Annotated in this window: 20 protein-coding genes; 11 read left to right on the top strand and 9 right to left on the bottom strand. The window is 65.0% G+C overall.

What is annotated here, in order from left to right; all coding sequences use genetic code 11:
- Positions 1-54: 54 nt before the first annotated feature.
- The 6 genes from ASC94_RS22185 to ASC94_RS22160 form a co-directional block, all read right to left on the bottom strand.
- Entirely contained in the window at positions 55-882 is an 828-nt protein-coding gene (locus ASC94_RS22185) for a Rossmann-like and DUF2520 domain-containing protein (protein ID WP_056400709.1), read from the bottom strand.
- Positions 882-1,469: a DUF924 family protein gene (locus tag ASC94_RS22180; protein WP_056400707.1), complete on the bottom strand. Its 588-nt coding sequence runs from the start codon at positions 1,467-1,469 to the stop codon at positions 882-884. The genes ASC94_RS22185 and ASC94_RS22180 overlap by 1 nt, the downstream gene beginning before the upstream one ends.
- Positions 1,470-1,478: 9 nt before the next feature.
- The gene (locus tag ASC94_RS22175) at positions 1,479-2,231 is read right to left on the bottom strand and encodes an MgtC/SapB family protein (RefSeq protein WP_056400704.1); all 753 of its coding nucleotides are present in this window, start codon (positions 2,229-2,231) and stop codon (positions 1,479-1,481) included.
- Positions 2,232-2,244: 13 nt separating this feature from the next.
- Entirely contained in the window at positions 2,245-2,511 is a 267-nt protein-coding gene (locus tag ASC94_RS22170) for a hypothetical protein (protein ID WP_056400700.1), read from the bottom strand.
- Entirely contained in the window at positions 2,508-4,334 is a 1,827-nt protein-coding gene (locus tag ASC94_RS22165; RefSeq protein WP_056400697.1) for an aminopeptidase P family protein, read from the bottom strand. The genes ASC94_RS22170 and ASC94_RS22165 overlap by 4 nt, the downstream gene beginning before the upstream one ends.
- Before the next feature lie 61 nt (positions 4,335-4,395).
- Positions 4,396-4,683, bottom strand: coding sequence for a hypothetical protein (locus ASC94_RS22160; protein WP_056400689.1), 288 nt, complete (start codon positions 4,681-4,683; stop codon positions 4,396-4,398).
- Between the two features lie 175 nt (positions 4,684-4,858).
- Here ASC94_RS22160 and ASC94_RS22155 point away from each other — a divergent pair, with 175 nt between their 5' ends.
- Positions 4,859-5,140, top strand: a complete 282-nt coding sequence (locus tag ASC94_RS22155; RefSeq protein ID WP_056400686.1) for a hypothetical protein — start codon at positions 4,859-4,861, stop codon at positions 5,138-5,140.
- Here the strand turns inward: ASC94_RS22155 and ASC94_RS22150 are convergent.
- A complete protein-coding gene (locus ASC94_RS22150; RefSeq protein WP_056400683.1) occupies positions 5,137-5,832 on the bottom strand; it encodes a Crp/Fnr family transcriptional regulator in 696 nt (231 codons plus the stop codon). The two genes, ASC94_RS22155 and ASC94_RS22150, sit on opposite strands and share 4 nt — an antisense overlap.
- Positions 5,833-5,976: 144 nt before the next feature.
- On the opposite strand from ASC94_RS22150, the gene ASC94_RS22145 reads away from it, so the two are divergent.
- From ASC94_RS22145 to ASC94_RS22100, 10 genes are all read left to right on the top strand, one after another.
- Positions 5,977-7,923 carry an AMP-binding protein gene (locus tag ASC94_RS22145; RefSeq protein WP_200955805.1) on the top strand — a complete coding sequence of 649 codons (1,947 nt, stop codon included), beginning with the start codon at positions 5,977-5,979 and terminating at the stop codon, positions 7,921-7,923.
- A gap of 14 nt (positions 7,924-7,937) precedes the next feature.
- Positions 7,938-8,750 carry an ABC transporter ATP-binding protein gene (locus ASC94_RS22140; RefSeq protein ID WP_056400680.1) on the top strand — a complete coding sequence of 271 codons (813 nt, stop codon included), beginning with the start codon at positions 7,938-7,940 and terminating at the stop codon, positions 8,748-8,750.
- A 16-nt stretch (positions 8,751-8,766) separates the two neighbouring features.
- The gene (locus ASC94_RS22135; RefSeq protein WP_200955808.1) at positions 8,767-9,663 is read left to right on the top strand and encodes a branched-chain amino acid ABC transporter permease; all 897 of its coding nucleotides are present in this window, start codon (positions 8,767-8,769) and stop codon (positions 9,661-9,663) included.
- Positions 9,664-9,675: 12 nt separating this feature from the next.
- On the top strand, positions 9,676-10,734 hold the full coding sequence (locus ASC94_RS22130) for a branched-chain amino acid ABC transporter permease (protein ID WP_056400674.1): 1,059 nt from the start codon (positions 9,676-9,678) through the stop codon (positions 10,732-10,734).
- A 30-nt stretch (positions 10,735-10,764) separates the two neighbouring features.
- Positions 10,765-12,069 (top strand): ABC transporter substrate-binding protein, encoded by a 1,305-nt coding sequence (locus tag ASC94_RS22125; RefSeq protein ID WP_056400672.1) that lies wholly within the window; start codon positions 10,765-10,767, stop codon positions 12,067-12,069.
- An 85-nt stretch (positions 12,070-12,154) separates the two neighbouring features.
- Positions 12,155-12,982: an ABC transporter ATP-binding protein gene (locus tag ASC94_RS22120; RefSeq protein ID WP_056400667.1), complete on the top strand. Its 828-nt coding sequence runs from the start codon at positions 12,155-12,157 to the stop codon at positions 12,980-12,982.
- Positions 12,983-12,989: 7 nt separating this feature from the next.
- A complete protein-coding gene (locus tag ASC94_RS22115; RefSeq protein WP_056400665.1) occupies positions 12,990-13,340 on the top strand; it encodes an MmcQ/YjbR family DNA-binding protein in 351 nt (116 codons plus the stop codon).
- Positions 13,340-14,605: a phenylacetate--CoA ligase family protein gene (locus ASC94_RS22110; protein WP_056400662.1), complete on the top strand. Its 1,266-nt coding sequence runs from the start codon at positions 13,340-13,342 to the stop codon at positions 14,603-14,605. The genes ASC94_RS22115 and ASC94_RS22110 overlap by 1 nt, the downstream gene beginning before the upstream one ends.
- 92 nt (positions 14,606-14,697) lie before the next feature.
- A complete protein-coding gene (locus ASC94_RS22105; RefSeq protein WP_056400659.1) occupies positions 14,698-15,276 on the top strand; it encodes a hypoxanthine-guanine phosphoribosyltransferase in 579 nt (192 codons plus the stop codon).
- A gap of 33 nt (positions 15,277-15,309) precedes the next feature.
- Entirely contained in the window at positions 15,310-15,912 is a 603-nt protein-coding gene (locus ASC94_RS22100) for a hypothetical protein (protein WP_056400656.1), read from the top strand.
- 33 nt (positions 15,913-15,945) lie between these two features.
- On the opposite strand, the gene ASC94_RS22095 is transcribed toward ASC94_RS22100, so the two are convergent.
- A complete protein-coding gene (locus tag ASC94_RS22095) occupies positions 15,946-16,413 on the bottom strand; it encodes a helix-turn-helix domain-containing protein (protein WP_056400653.1) in 468 nt (155 codons plus the stop codon).
- Positions 16,414-16,567: 154 nt separating this feature from the next.
- A complete protein-coding gene (locus ASC94_RS22090) occupies positions 16,568-17,521 on the bottom strand; it encodes a nitronate monooxygenase family protein (protein WP_056400650.1) in 954 nt (317 codons plus the stop codon).
- Between the last annotated feature and the right edge of the window lie 64 nt (positions 17,522-17,585).

Below are 17,585 nucleotides of genomic sequence, written 5' to 3'. Positions count from 1 at the left end.
TTGCTTCTGCGGAGGTTTTACAAGGAAATCGGAAGTGTAGAGGAGCAACTCTCTCTATTTGTTGTGCTTTCGGCGCGCCAAGTTCACAGTTGGCGCCACCAGGGCCTGGTAAAGCTCGCCCGTGGGCGCGTCCCATTGCGAGACTGCCAACTGCTGGCGCGCCACCGTGGCCATGTCGCCGCGCGCGATCGGACCGCTCAGCGCCGACGCCGCGCCGAGCCGGAATACATTGGCCACGGTTTCGGTCACCAGCGGCTGCGCCAGTTCGCGCGCGGTGGCTTCGGGGATGCCGGCGGCCTGGTAGGCGCGAAGGGCGGCGTCCAGCACGGTGGTGAGGTAATTGCTCGCAAACACGGCGGCGGCGTGGTAGACCGTCTTGGCGGCGGCGTCGATGGCCACCGGCCGCGCGCCGATGGCCAGCAGCGCCGGCTCCAGTACGGCCAGCGCCTGCGGGTCGCCTTCGATGCCGCAAAACGTGCCGGAGAATGCGGCAGCCACGGCCTCGGGGTCGGCAAAGCTGCGGATGGGGTGGACGCTGGCCACGTGCGCGCCGGCGTCGCGCGCGGCCTGCAGGCGGTCGGAAGCGAGCGCGCCGCTGCAATGGAAAACGATGGCGCCCTGCAGCGGCACCGCCGCCGCCAGCGCGGCGCAGGCGGCAACGATCTGGTCGTCGCCCACCGATAGCATGTAGACATCGGCCGGGCGCAGCGCGCCGTAGCCGCCGGCCGCCGTGCCGGCGCCGATGAAGTGCACCGCGCGCTGCGCCGATGCGGGCGAACGCGCCAGCACGTCCTGCAGCGCGAACGGCGCGGCGGCGCGCGCAAACAGGCGGCCCAGCGCGCGGCCCACGTGGCCACCGCCGATGACACTCAGCCGCAGCATCAGAAACCCGATCCCGGCTGCTTGAGGAACTCGGCCTCCTCCGCCGTGGAGGCGCGGCCCAGGATGGCGTTACGGTGCGGGAAGCGGCCGAAGCGGCGGATGATGTCGTGGTGCCGCCTGGCGTAATCGAAGGTGCTCTCGAAGCCGGCGGCCGTGGCGCGCAGCTTGTCGAACAAGTCCATCGAGCGCAGCTGCATGGACAGGTTTTCCGCATGCTCAAAGGGCAGGTAGGCAAACACGCGCTGCACCGGCGGCAAGGTCTGGTTGGCGCCGGAATTGTCCAGCGCCAGCGCCGCCTCCAGTGCCAGCGCGTCGCCGGCGAAGGCCTGCGGGGTGTCGCGGTAGATATTGCGCGTGAACTGGTCCAGCACCACGATGCGCGCCAGCGTGCCCTGCGTGCCCTCGTCGTCCCAATGCCGCAGGCCGCCGTGCAAAGCCTGGCCGACCAGGTCGCCGAACTGAGCGCGGATCTGCGCGTCGAACGCGGCATCCTTGCGGAACCATTCGGGGCGCTGCGTGTTGTGGCCCTTCACGCCGATCGGCAGAAACCAGAAATCCAGTACGTCTTGTGCTGTAGCGAGAAGCATAAGTAATCCTCAATTGCGCGCGTGGGAAACCTGGAAGCCTTCCAGGCCGTCGAACAGCGCCATCTCCGCCGCCAGTTCCGACATCGACGCGCCCGAGCGCTTGCTCAGCGCGATGGCGACGAAGCGCCATTCCTGCATGCCCTTGTCGCTGGCGATCATCATCGATCCGCCGGCGATCTCGTAGCCGCGCTTGAGCGCAATCTCGCGCAGCGCGGCCTCGTTCGGCACATAGCCCGCCTTGAAGCGCATGGTGAGCGCCACCGCGTGGCGCGACGGCAGCCAGGCCTCCAGCTTGGACAGGTAGATCATCGACATGGAACACAGGAAGGCCAGCCCCATGGCGCCCAGGTAGAAACCCACGCCTATCATCACGCCGATGGCCGACGAGGCCCAGATCGAGGCGGCCGTGGTCAGCCCGCTGATGTTGAAGCCTTCGCGCATGATGACGCCCGCGCCCAGGAAGCCGATGCCGGTGACGATGCCCTGGATCACGCGCGTGGGGTCGGTGCCGATGATGCTGCCGGCGTGCGCCATGTGGCCGCCGTACCAGAAGGACGGGTAGCCGGAAATCACCGTCAGCGCGCATGAAGCCATGCACACCAGCCCGTAAGTGCGCATGCCGGCCGCCCGGCCGTGGTAGGAGCGCTCGTAGCCGACAAGCAGGCCCAGCAATAAGGCGCCAAGGATGTTCAGCAGCACGATGCCATTGGTGGCCAGTTCGCTGGCGGACCAGTAAGCATCGATTAACGCGTTGGAAGGCATGGCTGTCCCCAGGTTATTTTTCGGGTGTTTTTTTAGTCAGCTGTTTTTCGAACGCCACGTCCAGCTTGCTCACGCGGCGCACTTGCTGCGGCCCCTGCGCGTTGACGAAGGCGACGAACTCGTCCAGTTCCATCGGCGGGCACAGCGGCGGCTGGCCGGGCCCGGCGGTGAGGAAGAAATGGCCGCTGCCGGTGCGGGACATGGTGTATAGCTTGTTGCCGCTGCGCTCTTTCAAACGGTCGAGCGCGTTGCTGGCACGGGTGGAACGGGCCGAACTCATACTGCCTCCGTGCGGGTGTGCAGCCAGGCCAGCGCGTCGCCGGCCAGGTGCGGGGCCAGGCGCTGGCGCACCGTGGCGTGATAATCGTTGAGCCAGGCGCGCTCGTCCTCGCGCAGCAGCGCCAGGTCCAGGCAGCGCGTGTCGATAGGGCACAGGGTCAGGGTTTCAAAGCGCAGGAACTCGCCGAACTCCCCCCCGGAGGCGCTGCCCTCCACGGGCTGGTTCAGGACCAGGTTCTCGATGCGGATGCCCCAGCGGCCGGGCCGGTAGATGCCGGGCTCGATGGAGGTGATCATGCCCGCTTCCATGGCCGTGTGCGGCTCCGGCATGGCGGACGGCGAGATCGACTGCGGACCTTCGTGCACGTTCAGGAAGAAGCCCACGCCGTGGCCGGTGCCGTGGCCGAAATCAATGCCGGCCGCCCAGATCGGCGCGCGGGCGATGGCGTCCAGCATGGGCGACCGGGTGCCTTTCGGGAAGCGGGTGGCGGACAGCGCAATCATGCCCTTCAATACGAGGGTGAAATCGCGCTTGTGCTCGGCGGTGATGGTGCCCACGGGCACCACGCGCGTGATGTCGGTGGTGCCGCCCAGGTACTGGCCGCCGGAGTCGATCAGCAGCAGGCCGTCGCCCTCGATCACGGCGTGGCTGGCCTCGCTTGCCCGGTAGTGCATGATGGCGCCGTTGGACCGGAAACCGGCGATGGTGCCGAAGCTGGGGCTGACGAAATGCGGCCGGCGCGCGCGGGCGGCCGTGATGTGGGTGTTGATGGCCACTTCGGTCAGCGGCGCGCGCTGCGGGTCGGCCAGGGCCTGCTCCAGCCAGCAGAAGAACTCGCACAGCGCTGCGCCGTCCTGTTCCATGGTGGCGCGCACGTGCGCGGCTTCGGCTTCGTCCTTCCTGGACTTGGCCAGCGTGGTCGGGTTGACCGACTCCACCACCTTCACGCCAGCCGGCAGCGCCTGGCGCGTGCCGTAGGTGACACGGCGCGGGTCCAGCAGCACGGCGCCGTCCGCCGGCAGCGCGGCCAGCGCGGCGCCGAAGCCGCGGTAGGGGGCCAGGTCGACGCCCTGCTCCTTCAGCACGGCCTGCAGCGCGGGCGGCACCTTGCCGTCGGCCACGAACAGTGTGGCGCGTACCGGGTCGATGAGGGCGTGTGCCAGGAAAACCGGGTTGTAATTCACGTCCGCGCCGCGCAGGTTGAACAGCCAGGCAATGTCGTCCAGCGTGGAGATCACATGCCGGCGCGCGCCCAGCTGGGAGATGGCGGCGCGCAGCGCGGCCAGCTTGTCGGCGCGGGGCCTGGTGGCGTAGGGCGGCAGCAATTCATACACTTCCGCAGCCGGCAGGCTGGGGCGGTCCTGCCAGATCTGGTCGAGCAGGTCGCGGTCCGTGCGCAGCGCGACGTTTTTCGCCGATAGCGCCTGTTCCAGCAGCCGCGCCACGGCCAGGCCAAGCACGGCGCCGTCGACCGCCACGGTCTGGCCAGGCTGCATGTGTTCGGCCAGCCAGTCCACATACTGCACGCTGGCGCCGGACGCTATTTTCATCAGCTGCACGGTGCTGCCGGCCAGTTCGGTTTCAGCCTGGGTCCAGTAGCGGCCATCGGTCCATACGCCGGCGAAGCCGGCGGTGATGATGAAGGTGCCCACCGAGCCCGTGAAGCCCGACAGCCACTCGCGGCCCTGCCAGTGCTGCGGCAAATATTCGGACAGATGCGGGTCGGCGGACGGCACCATGAAGGCGTCGATCCCTTGTTGGCGCATGGCCGCCCGCAATGCGGCAAGGCGGCCGGCGATGGTGGAAGAATCTGAATGTGGCATGAGCAAAGTGATGCAGTCGACTTGGCTCTATCATACCCCGCAGCAAGGTTTGATGTGGACCTCAATGCAGCGTGCGGCGCTCTCCCGGATAGGTGACCCCGGGCTCCAGGTCCGGGCTGCGGCGGCGGTCCTCGCCGGGCCAGCCGGAGGCTGCGGCGCGCTCGGCGGCGCCGGGCGCGGGCAGCAGGCGCGGCTGCTCCTGGTCCTTCTTGTGCGACAGCAGGTAATAGCCGGCCAGCGCAGCCAGGCCGGCAACGCCGGCGACCCGCATCACTCCCCATCGCGCCACGGCCGCCGCCGCGCCGCGCAGTACCAACATTTCGCCGATCCGGCGTGCCAGGGTATCCATTTTATGCCCTCCTGCAACAGGTGAGTGATACCCCACAGCTTATACCAACTGCTCCCAACGCAGTGTTATCCCACTAACACTGCCGGCGGCCAGAACAGCGTGATGCCGTCCGTTTTCCCGCCCGGGTACGAACGATTTCTGAGGTCGAAAATGGCGCAAATGATAATATGGCGGCATGCACAAATCCAAAAAATTCCTCCTGGCTGGCATCACCCTGCTATTGATCGGGGCAGTCTTCGATCTGTATTCCGGCATTGCCAACGGCAGTATCCAGGAACTGCTGACCAGCGCCGGATTCTTCGCAATGGCGGGCTCCTACATCCTGAGCTGGCCTAAGCCGCAGATTGCCGGGCAGCAGCCCGCGCCGTATCAGCCGAACAAGCCTGCCCTGGCGCTGTCGCTGGCCGGCACGGTCTTGCTGCTGGCGGCTTTCGGCCTGCGACGGGGCTGGTTCTAGACTTCTGTGGTTTCGAAGCGCCGCAGGCCTTCCAGGTCGAGGATGCGGATGCCGCCGTAGTCGAGGCGCAGCAGGCCCTGCTTTTCCAGCACCTGCAAGGCCTGGTTGGCGCGCTGGCGCGAGGCGCCCGACAGCAGGCCGATTTCTTCCTGCGAAATCTGCACCAGCTTTTCGATCCCGGGATACAGCAGCGAATTGAACAGCCCCGCCAGGCAGCGCGCCACGCGGGTGTCGATGTCGAGCAGGCGGTCATTTTCCACCATGCCGATGAACTGGCCCAGCCGTTCATTGAGCTGCATCAACAAAAAGCGCGTAAACGGTAGACTCGTTTCCAGCAGCCAGTTAAAAGTGTCGGCCGGCATGCGCGCGATGCGGCTGTCGCGCAGCGCCATGGCGTCGTATTTGCGCGGTTCATTCTTCAGCAGGGAGCCTTCGCCGAACCAGCCGCCGGGCGGCACGCCGGTGAAGGTGACACTTTTGCCGGACGGCGAGAAATTGTTCATCTTCACCATGCCGGCAATGATGCCCACCCAGTTGTCGACCTCTTCGCCTTTACGGCACACAAAGCCGCCTTTCGGCACGAACGTCTCGTAAGTGTCGGCTTCTACCCGGGCCATTTGCTCGGGCGTGAGCGCCTGCGCCCAGATGGCGGAGCGCAGTGCTTCCTTGAGGGTAGGTAGGCTGTTTGTCATTGTTGCATAGCAACGTCAAAATATGAATGAATTGTCACCGAAAAGACAACGCGCTGGCAAAACGCGAGCTACTATCATCACACAAAAAAAGTACTGAACCAGACAATAGTATACCCCTCGCTCCCACGAGCCATGAAGGAGACAATGGTGCAGACAGATCTGGAGACATTCCCCCGCCGCCTACTGCAGCATGGGAAAGTGAGAGCGCACAAGCCGGCGTTCCGCGAAAAGTATTTGGGCATCTGGCAGACCTGGACCTGGGGCCAGGTGAACGAGGAGGTACGCGCCCTGGCCTGCGGCCTGGCGTCGCTCGGCTTCCAGCGCGGCATGAACCTGGCCATCATTGGCGACAACCGTCCGCGCCTGTACTGGTCCATGCTGGCCGCGCAATGCCTGGGCGGCGTGCCGGTGCCGCTGTACCAGGACGCCCCCGCCGCCGACATGGCCTACGTGCTGGAGAACGCGGAAATCCGCTACGCCATCGTGGAAGACCAGGAGCAGGTCGACAAGCTGCACGAGCTGGCCGAACTGTATCCCCACATCGAGCATATCGCCTACGACGACGAACGCGGCATGCGCCATTACACGCACAAGGAGCTGATCTCCTTCGCCAAGCTGCAGGAGCTGGGCCGCGCCTACGACCAGGCCAACCCCGGCTTTTTCGACGCCGCCGTGCAGGCCGGCAAAGCCGGCGACACCGCCATCATCCTGTACACCTCCGGCACCACCGGCCGTCCGAAAGGCGTGTGCCAGACCCACGCGGCGTTCATCGAGGCGGGCGAAGGCGGCGTGACCTTTGAAAAGCTCACCGACGATGAAAACGTGCTGTCCTACCTGCCCATGGCCTGGGTGGGCGACTGCCTGTTCTCGGTGGCGCAGGCCATGGTGGCCGGCTTTACCGTGAACTGCCCGGAATCGGGCGACACGGTGATGACCGACATGCGCGAGATCGGCCCCACCTTCTACTTCGCCCCGCCGCGCGTGTTCGAGAACATGCTGACCACGGTGATGATACGGATGGAGGACGCCGGCGCCATCAAGCAGCGCATGTTCCATTACTTCATGGACGTGGCGCGCCGCAGCGGCGCCGACATCCTGGATGGCAAGCCGGTGCCCGCGGGCGACCGCATCAAGTATGCGCTGGGCCGCTTCTTCGTCTACGGCCCGCTGAAGAACGTGCTGGGCATGTCCCGCGTGCGCGTGGCTTACACGGCCGGCGCCGCCATCGGCCCGGACCTGTTCCGCTTTTACCGCTCGATCGGGGTGAACCTGAAGCAGTTCTACGGTTCCACCGAAACCTGCGCCTACATCTGCCTGCAGCCGGACCGCAACATCAAGTTCGACAGCGTGGGCCTGCCCGCGCCGGGCGTGGAAGTGAAGCTGGCGGCCAACGGCGAGGTGCTGGTCAAGTCCGCCTCCACCATGCACTGCTACTACAAGCGCCCCGACGCCACGGCGGAAGCGGTGGACGAGCAAGGCTACTTCCACACCGGCGACGCGGGCGTGTTCGACAGCGAAGGCCACCTGAAGATCATTGACCGCGCGGCCGACGTGGGCAAGATGAAGTGCGGCACCATCTTCGCGCCGAACTACATCGAGAACAAGCTGAAGTTCTTCCCCTTCATCAAGGAAGCGGTGGCTTTCGGGCATGAGCGCGACCAGGTGTGCGCCTTCATCAACATCGACATCGAGGCGGTGGGTAACTGGGCCGAACGGCGCGGCATCGCCTACTCGGGCTACACCGACCTGGCCGGCCTGCCGCAGACCTATGAGCTGGTGCGGGAGTGCATCGAGAAGGTCAACGCCGACCTGGCCTCCGAGGCGCTGATGGGCAATACGCAGATCTCGCGCTTCCTGGTGCTGCACAAGGAGCTGGACCCGGACGACGACGAACTGACCCGCACCCGCAAGGTGCGCCGCAAGTTCGTGGCCGAGAAATACGCGGTGCTGATCGACGCGCTGTACAGCGGCAAGCCATCGCAATACATCGAGACGCAGGTGAAATTCGAGGACGGCCGCGTGGGCACGGCAGCCGCCGACCTGCGCATCCAGGACAGCAAAACTTACCCGGTCGTGGGTAAAGCCGCGTGATCGAGGAGACTTCCATGCAAATGAACGAACCCGACGCGCTGCTGCGCGCCACGCGCCGCATCGGCCCCGTGATCCTGGACCTGAAGAACATCTCGCTGTCCTTCGGCGGCGTGAAAGCGCTCACCGACATTTCCTTCGACGTGCGCCAGCACGAGATCCGCGCCATCATCGGCCCCAACGGCGCCGGCAAAAGCTCGATGCTGAACGTGATCAACGGCGTGTACCGCCCGCAGCAGGGGGCCATCATCCACAAGGGCCAGCAACGCAAAGGCATGGACTGCTACGCGGCCGCCAAGTCCGGCATCGCGCGCACCTTCCAGAACATCGCGCTGTTCAAGGGCATGACGGTGTTGGACAACATCATGACCGGCCGTAACCTCAAGATGAAATCCAACTTCCTGATGCAGGCCCTGTACTGGGGCCCGGCGCGGCGCGAGGAAATTGCGCACCGCGTGAAGGCCGAGGAGATCATCGACTTCCTCGAAATCCAGGCCATCCGCAAGACGCCGGTGGGCCGCCTGCCCTACGGCCTGCAAAAGCGCGTAGAGCTGGGCCGGGCGCTGGCGGCCGAGCCGGAAATCCTGCTGCTGGACGAGCCGATGGCCGGCATGAACGTGGAAGAAAAGCAGGACATGTGCCGTTTCATCCTCGACGTGAACGACCAGTTCGGCACCACCATCGTGCTGATCGAGCACGACATGGGCGTGGTGATGGATATCTCGGACCGCGTGGTGGTGCTGGACTACGGCAAAAAGATCGGCGACGGCACGCCGGACGAAGTGCGCAGCAACCAGGACGTGATCAACGCTTATCTCGGCACGCATTAAGGGGCGCCACATGAACATCAGTTTTTTCTTTGAAGTGCTGATCGGCGGCCTGCTGTCCGGCGTGATGTATGCGCTGGTGGCGATCGGCTTCGTGCTGATCTACAAGGCGTCCGGCGTGTTCAATTTCGCGCAGGGCGCCATGGTGTTCTTCGCCGCCCTGACCTGCGTCGGCCTGATGGACAAATTCGGCTTTTCGCTGTGGCTGGCGATACCGGCCACCGTGGTGGCCATGATCCTCCTCGGCCTGGCCATCGAGCGCGTGGTGCTGCGGCCGCTGGTGAACCAGCCGGAGATCACGCTGTTCATGGCCACTATCGGCCTGGCCTTCTTCATCGAGGGCCTGGCGCAGCTGATGTGGGGCTCGCAGGTGCACCGCCTGGAGCTGCCCATCGAGGACGTGCCGCTGCAGTTCCTGATGGATAAGTTCAACATCATCGTTTCGCAGTTCGACGTGACGGCGGCCATGGTGTGCGGCGTGATGGTGCTGATCCTGTCGCTGGTGTTCTCGCGGACCAAGGTGGGCCGCGCGCTGCGCGCCGTAGCCGACGACCACCAGGCCGCGCTGGCGGTGGGCATTCCGCTGCAGCGCATCTGGGGCATCCTGTGGGCGGTGGCGGGCATGGTGGCGCTGGTGGCGGGCCTGCTGTGGGGCGCGCGCAATGGTGTGCAGTTCGCGCTGACCTTCATAGCGCTGAAGGCGCTGCCGGTGCTGATCCTGGGCGGCTTCACCTCGGTGCCGGGCGCGATCGTCGGCGGCCTGATCATCGGCGCCTCCGAAAAGCTGGCGGAAGTCTACATCGGCCCCATGGTGGGCGGCGGCATCGAGGGCTGGTTCCCTTACGTGCTGGCCCTGCTGTTCCTGCTGGTGCGGCCCGAAGGCCTGTTCGGCGAAAAAATCATCCGCAGGATTTGAGAGGAAGCCACCATGTTCTACCGTGAAGCAGGACAATTCAAGACCAGCTACGTCGCCGACGGCCAGATCTTCCCGATCCGCCAGGACCGCGTCGCCGTCATCGCCACCATAGCGGTGGCGGTGCTGGCACTGCCGCTGCTGGCCTCCCCCTATATGCTGTCGGCCATCATGATCCCCTTCCTGATCTTCGCGCTGGCCGCGCTGGGGCTCAACATCCTCACCGGCTACGCGGGCCAGCTGTCGCTGGGCACCGCCGCCTTCATGGCGGTGGGCGCCTTCGCTTCCTACAACTTCATCCTGCGCATTCCCGGCATCCCGGTGCTGCTGGCCTTCGTGCTGGGCGGGCTGTGCGCAGCCATGGTGGGCATCGCCTTCGGCCTGCCTTCGCTGCGCATCCGCGGCTTCTACCTGGCCGCCTCCACCCTGGCCACCCAGTTCTTCGTGGTGTGGTGCCTCACCAAGATAGGCTGGCTGACGAACTACAGCTCGTCCGGCGTGATCACCGCGCAGAAAATGGAAATCCTGGGCTATGCCTTCGACACCCCGGCCCGCAAATATCTGCTGGTGCTGCTGGTGGTCTCCGTGATGGCGCTGCTGGCCAAGAACATGGTGCGCTCCAACGTCGGCCGCTCCTGGATGGCGATCCGCGACATGGACGTGGCGGCCGAAGTGATCGGCTTCCGCCCGCTGCGCACCAAGCTGATGGCCTTCGCCGTCAGCTCCTTCTACTGCGGCGTGGCCGGCGCGCTGTACGCCTTCGCCTACCTCGGCACGGTGGAACCGGAAGCGTACAACCTGGACCTGTCGTTCCGCATCCTGTTCATGATCATCATCGGCGGAGTGGGCTCGATACTGGGCTCATTCCTCGGTGCGGCTTTCATCGTGCTGCTGCCGGTGTTCCTGAACATCCTGGCGCACGGCCTGGGGCTGCCCACCAGCGTGGCATCGAATCTGGAGTTGATGGTGTTTGGCGCCCTCATCATCTTTTTCCTGATCGTGGAACCCCACGGTCTAGCGCGTCTGTGGCAAATCGGTAAAGAGAAATTGCGCCTGTGGCCTTTCCCGCACTGAGCGCAACCTACAACAACGAAGGAGACAACCATGAAATCGATCAAATCCCTGGTGATAGGCGCTACGCTGCTGGCATCCGTGGGGGGTGCTTACGCCCAGTCCGAACAGTTCATCGCACTGCCTTCCTACCGCGTCGGCCCTTACGCTGCGGGCGGCTCGGGCTTCTACGGCGGCATCATCGACTACTTCAACCTGGTGAACGCCAACGGCGGCATCAACGGCACCAAGATCGCGTGGGAAGAGTGCGAGACCGAATACAACCCCTCGCGCGGCATCGAATGCTACGAGCGCATGAAGACCAAGAACGGCGGCGCCACGCTGGTGGAACCGCTGTCGACCGGCATCGCCTACGGCATCCTGGACCGCGTGGCCAAGGACAAGGTGCCCATGACCACCCTGGGCTACGGCCGCTCGGACGCCGCCAACGGCAAGGTCTTCCCCTATGTGTTCCCGCTGATTACCAGCTACTGGAACCAGGCCGCCGCCATGATCAAATACCTGGGCGACAAGAACGGCGGCATGGCCAAGCTGAAGGGCAAGAAGATCGTGCACCTGTACCACGACTCGGCCTTCGGCAAGGAACCCTTGCCGGTGCTGGAAGAACTGGCCAAGCAGCACGGCTTTGAGCTGATCAAGATCGCTGTGGCGCCGCCGGGCAGCGAGCAGCAGTCGCAGTGGCTGCAGATCCGCCAGGCCAACCCGGACCATGTGATCCTGTGGGGCTGGGGCGTGATGAACTCGGTGGCCATCAAGACCGCGCAGCGCAACGGCTTCCCGCGCGAGAAGATGCTGGGCGTGTGGTGGGCCGGCTCGGAAGAGGACACCATCGCCTCCGGCGACGCCGCCAAGGGCTATACCTCGATGACCTTCAACACTCCCGGCAACTACCCGCTGCTCGATGAACTGCGCAAGAAGGTCTACGCAGGCGGCAAGGGCAACCTGGCCGACCAGAACCGCATCGGTTCCGTGTACCACATGCGCGGCGTGACAGCCGGCGTGCTGTACGGCGAAGCGATCCGCACCGCGCAGGAGAAATTCGGCAAGGGCAAGGTGATGACGGGCGACCAGATCCGCTGGGGCCTGGAGAACCTGAACATCGACGAAGCGCGCCAGAAGGCGTTGGGCGCACTGGGCATGTTCCCGCCGGTGAAGACCAGCTGCGACGACCACGAAGGCTCGGGCGCGGTGAAGGTGCAGCAGTGGGACGGCAAGAAGTGGATCGCCATCACGCCGAACTGGGTGGTGGGCGACAAGGCGCTGACCCGCAAGCTGGTGGAGGAATCGTCCGCCAAGTACGCGGCCGAGAAAGGCATTACGCCGGCCTGCGCGAAGTAGCCGGCGCTGCTGCGGCGGGTTACGCGCTCCGCGCTAACCCGCCCTACCCGCCCTGCCCGCCATACAACCTGAATGAGAAGCCGATATGGATACCGCTACCGCCACCGCTCCGCCGCCCTACCTCTCGGTGAACAACATCGAGGTGATTTACGACCACGTGATCCTCGTGCTGAAAGGCGTTTCGCTGCAAGTCCCGCAAGGGAAGATCGTGGCGCTGCTGGGCGCCAACGGGGCGGGCAAGTCGACCACGCTCAAGACCGTCTCCACCCTGCTGCGCGGTGAACGGGGCGACGTCACGAAAGGCGAAGTCCAGTTCAAGGGCGAACGGGTGGACCAGCTCACGCCGAACGAGCTGGTGAAGCGCGGGCTGTCGCAAGTGATGGAAGGCCGCCACTGCTTCGGCCACCTCACCATCGAGGAAAACCTGCTGACCGGCGCCTACACGCGCAGCCTGAGCCGCGCCGAACTGAAGGAATCGCTGGACAAGGTGTACCACTATTTCCCGCGCCTGAAAGAGCGCCGCGCCAGCCAGGCCGGCTACACATCAGGAGGCGAGCAGCAGATGTGCGCGATAGGCCGTGCACTGATGGCCAAGCCTTCCATGATACTGCTCGATGAGCCGTCGATGGGCATCGCGCCGCAGATCGTCGACGAAATCTTCGGCATCGTGAAGGACTTGAACCACAAGGAGAACGTATCCTTCCTGCTGGCCGAGCAAAACACCAACGTGGCCCTGCGCTATGCGGACTTCGGCTACATCCTGGAGAACGGCCGCGTGGTGATGGAAGGCGAAGCGAGCGAGTTGGCCAACAATGAGGACGTGAAGGAGTTCTACCTCGGCATGTCCGGCGCCGGCCGCAAGAGCTTCCGCGACATGAAATTCTACCGCCGCCGCAAGCGCTGGCTGGCCTGAGGCGGGCATGAATATCGAGAAGGCGAAAGCAGTGTGCCGCGCCCTGCCCGGCGCCACGGAAGACGTCAAATGGGGCAGCAACCTGGTGTTCTCGGTGGGCCAGAAAATGTTCGCGGTCACTGGCAGCGAGGCGGCCGACGGCATCAGCTTCAAGGTGGACGACGACCGCTTCCTGGAGCTGACCGACCGCCCCGGCATCATCGCCGCGCCTTACCTGGCGCGCGCCAAGTGGGTCAAGATCACGGACCTGAAAGCGGTGAGCGACGCCGAAGCGGCCCAGCTGCTGAAACGCTCCCATGAAATCATCTTTGGCAAACTGACCAAGAAACTGCAGCGCGAAATCGGAGAAGCGTCGTGATGAACGAGACCCTGAGCGACACCCTGGACAGCCTGGAAACCCGCGCGCCCGAGCAGCGCGAACGCGAATTGCTGGGACGCCTGCCCGGCCTGATCGCGCGCGCGCAAAGCGCGCCGGGCTGGAGCCGCATCCTGGCCGGCGTGGACGCCAACAGCATCAACAGCCGCGCCGCGCTGGCGGCGCTGCCGGTCACGCGCAAGTCCGAACTGAAGGCGCTGCAGCAGCAGATCAAGCCCTTCGGCGGCCTGAACGCCACGCCGCTGGGCCAGCTGGGGCGCGTGTTCATGTCGCCCGGCCCCATCTTCGACCCCGAAGGACGCGGCGCCGACTGGTGGCGCTTTTCGCGGCCCATGTACGCGGCCGGCGTGCGCGCCGGCGGCCTGCTGCAGAACTGCTTCGCCTACCACTTCACGCCGGCCGCCTTCATGGTGGAAGGCGGCGCTGCCCGCATCGGCTGCGCGGTGATCCCGGCCGGCAGCGGCCAGACCGAGATGCAGGTGCAAGCCATGGAATCGCTCAGGCCGGACACCTATATCGGCACGCCGTCCTTCCTCAAGCTCATTATCGAAAAGGCGCGCGAAATGGGCGCCGACATCAGCAGCGTGAAGCAGGCCATGATGGGCGCCGAGGCGCTGCCCGAATCGCTGCGGCGCTGGTTCGCCGAGAACGGCGTGCCGCACGTGCTGCAAACCTACGCCTCGGCCGACATCGGCAGCATCGCCTACGAAACCCGCAGCGGCGGCACGGTCCATCCCGGCATGGTGCTGGACGAGGACGTGCTGCTGGAGATCGTCCGCCCCGGCAGCGGCGAGCCGGTGCCGCCCGGCGAAGTGGGCGAAGTGCTGGTAACGCTGTTCAATCCCGACTATCCGCTGATCCGCTTCGCCACCGGCGACCTGTCGGCCATCCTGACCGACGCGCCGCCCTCGCCCTGCGGCCGCACCAACCTCCGCATCCGCGGCTGGATGGGCCGCGCCGACCAAACCACCAAGGTGCGCGCCATGTTCGTGCACCCGTCGCAGGTGAACGAGATCGCGCGCCGCCACCCGGAAATCCTGAAGGCGCGGCTGGTGGTGTCGGGCAAAATGGCCAACGACGTAATGACCTTGCATTGCGAAGTCGACAATCCCGGCGCTGTACAGGCTAATTCCATCATAGAAACTATTCGCGACCTGACCAAGCTGCGGGGCGAAGTGGCTTTTGCGGTTAGGGGCAGTTTGCCGAACGATGGCAAAGTGATCGACGACGTACGCGACTATTCCTGACATCTGTAGCGCGAAACCAACGCCGGAGCGGGCGCGCGGGATATGGCGGATAATAAAGACCATTCCTACAGCTGTCAGAATAAGACGAAATCATGCAAGACTTTCACCACAACCGCGCCCGCGACCTGCTGAAAAACGCAGAAGAAATTTTCGACCAACAAGCCGTGCAGACCGCCGTTACCCGCATGGCGGGCGAGCTGAACGACCGCTTTGACCACCCGGAAAACCAGGAATTCCCGCTGGTGCTGGGCGTGATGGGCGGCGCCGTGGTGTTCACGGGCAACCTGCTGCCGCAGCTGACCTTCCCGCTCGAATTCGACTATATCCACGTGAGCCGCTATGGCGACGAGGACAAGGGCGGCGCCGTGGTGTGGAAAGTGATTCCGCGCTCCAACGTGGTGGGCCGCACCGTGATCGTGCTGGACGACATCCTGGACGAAGGCGAGACCCTGGCGCATGTGAAGCAGCGCCTGCTGGACATGGGCGCATCCGAAGTGATTCTGGCCGTGTTCTGCGACAAGGCCATCGGCAAGGTCAAGCCGGTGACGGCGGACATCGTTGGCATCACCATCCCGAACCGCTTCGTGGTGGGCTACGGCATGGACGCCTACGGCTACTGGCGCAACCTGCCGGGGCTGTGGGCCATCAACACCGAGGACCTGAACGCCTAGACGTTCCCGCCCGGGCGAACTAAGATACCCAATATGGGTATCTTCGCCGACGTACTATTCACCAAGACGCAGCAGCGCGTGCTGGCCGTGCTCTATGGCCAGCCCCACCGTTCCTTTTACGCCAACGAGATCATCGCCCTGGCCGCGTGCGGTTCCGGCGCCGTGCAGCGCGAGCTGGCCAGCCTGGAAGAATCCGGCCTGGTGCACAGCTGGCGCGCCGGCAACCAGAAGCACTACCAGGTCGACCGCGACGCCACCATCTTCGAGGAACTGCACAGCATTGTCGTGAAAACCTTCGGTGCGGGCGACCTGATCCGGGCCGCGCTGCAGGCCCAGCTGCCGCAGCTGGACGCCGCCTTCCTCCACGGCGACGCGGTGGCGGGCACCGTGCACGCCGGCAGCGGCATCGATTTGCTGGTGATCGCGCCGCAAGCGCCGCAAGCCGGACTGCGCCAGGCGCTGGCCGCGTTGACCGGCGAGCTGGGCCGCGAAGTCCGCCCGGTTTTCCACACCGCCGAGGAATTCGGCCGGCTATGGCGCACCGCCGACGCCACCCTGCGCGCGGTGCTGGAGCAGCCCAAGATCTTCATCAAAGGCACCGAGGCAGAGCTGATCAAGCTGGCGCAGGTTGCCTGACTGCGAATTGCCTGCACTTCCTCAGGCGCGCACTCAGTGCGCAGCGGTTTCGGGCTGGTCGTACCAGATGCCGAGCTTGTCGCCCTGCCATATCAGCAGGCGGAACAGGTAGGCGTTGGCCAGCATGAGCAGGCCGCCGGCCAGCGCGGCCTCGCTCCAGACACCGAGCAGGCAAAACAGGAAGCCGCTCATGTGGGAAACGATCTCGATCCTGCGGGCAGGCGTCCTGGCAGGCTGCACCACGAGCAGGTTCAAGGTGAAACAGCACTTGAGCCAGAACGGCAGGCTTTCCCAGTTATGTGTATGTTTGTCGATCACGAATTTCTCCTGGTTCAACGTTGATATCTCCACTTCGAGCACCGCAGCCAGGCATTTCAGAGACTCGACACTGGCCTTGTGGCCGCTCTCGATCCGCTGGATGGTCCGGACGTTCAGGCCGGACATCTGAGCCAACTGCTCCTGGGATAAATTGCGGCTAAGACGTAGTTGCTTGAGTATCATTCATGCGCTCCGGTGCTTGTGAACCTTGAGTATTCATCGTGATCCGCCCTGTCGGTGACGAAATCCACCCGACTTTAACCCGACAACAGGTGTTTCGGCCAGAAACGACAACGCCAACCGCATGGGTTGGCGTTGTGCGGGGCTGGAAGCCGGCTTACAGGCTGAGGCGCGCGCGGGCGGCCGCGTATTCGGCCTTCAGGCGTTCCATCATCTCGGCCACGGTGGGCACGTCGTCCATCAGGCCCACGCCCTGGCCGGCGCCCCAGATGTCGCGCCAGGCTTTGGCGCTGCCGGAGCCGAAGCTCATCTTGCTCTTGTCCGATTCCGGCAGCGCGTCCGGGTCCAGGCCGGCGTTGACGATGGATTTCTTCAGATAGTTGCCGTGCACGCCGGTGAAGAGATTGGTGTAGACGATGTCCGACGCGGCCGATTCCACGATGGCGTCGCGGTACTCGTCGGTGACGTTGGACTCCTGCGTGGCCAGCCAGCGCGAGCCGATGTAGGCGAAGTCCGCGCCCATGGCTAGCGCGGCCAGGATGGCGTCGCCGGTGGCGATGGCGCCGGACAGCGCGATCGGGCCCTTGAAGAACTTGCGCACTTCGCCCACCAGCGCGAACGGCGACAGGGTACCGGCATGGCCGCCGGCGCCGCTGGCCACCAGGATCAGGCCGTCCACGCCGGCTTCCAGCGCTTTCTGCGCGTGGCGGATGGACACCACGTCGTGCAGCACAATGCCGCCGTAGCTGTGGATGGCATCCATCATTTCCTTGGGCGGCGCGCGCAGCGAGGAGATGATGATGGGCACCTGGTGCTTCACGCACACTTCCACGTCATGCGCCAGGCGGTCGTTCGACTGGTGCACGATCTGGTTGACGGCGATGGGGCCGACGCGCTTGTCCGGATGGGCGGCCTGGAACGCGGCCAGCTCGGCTTGCAGATCGGTCAGCCAGGTGTCCAGCAGCTCGGCCGGACGCGCGTTCAGCGCCGGGAAGGAGCCGACGATGCCAGCCTTGCACTGCGCCGCCACCAGCTTCGGGCCGCTGGCGATGAACATCGGCGACGCGATGACGGGAAGGGTCAGGTTTTGCAGCACGGGTGGCAGGGCCATGTCGAACTCCGAGTGGAATGGTTGAAAACGGTCAAACCATTATAAATCGAAAAAAGTACGATCG

It is taken from the genome of Massilia sp. Root418, from assembly GCF_001425265.1.
Taxonomy (GTDB): domain Bacteria; phylum Pseudomonadota; class Gammaproteobacteria; order Burkholderiales; family Burkholderiaceae_D; genus Rugamonas.
Note: the sequence above shows the minus strand (reverse complement) of the source record. Positions and strands in the feature narration are given on the sequence as shown.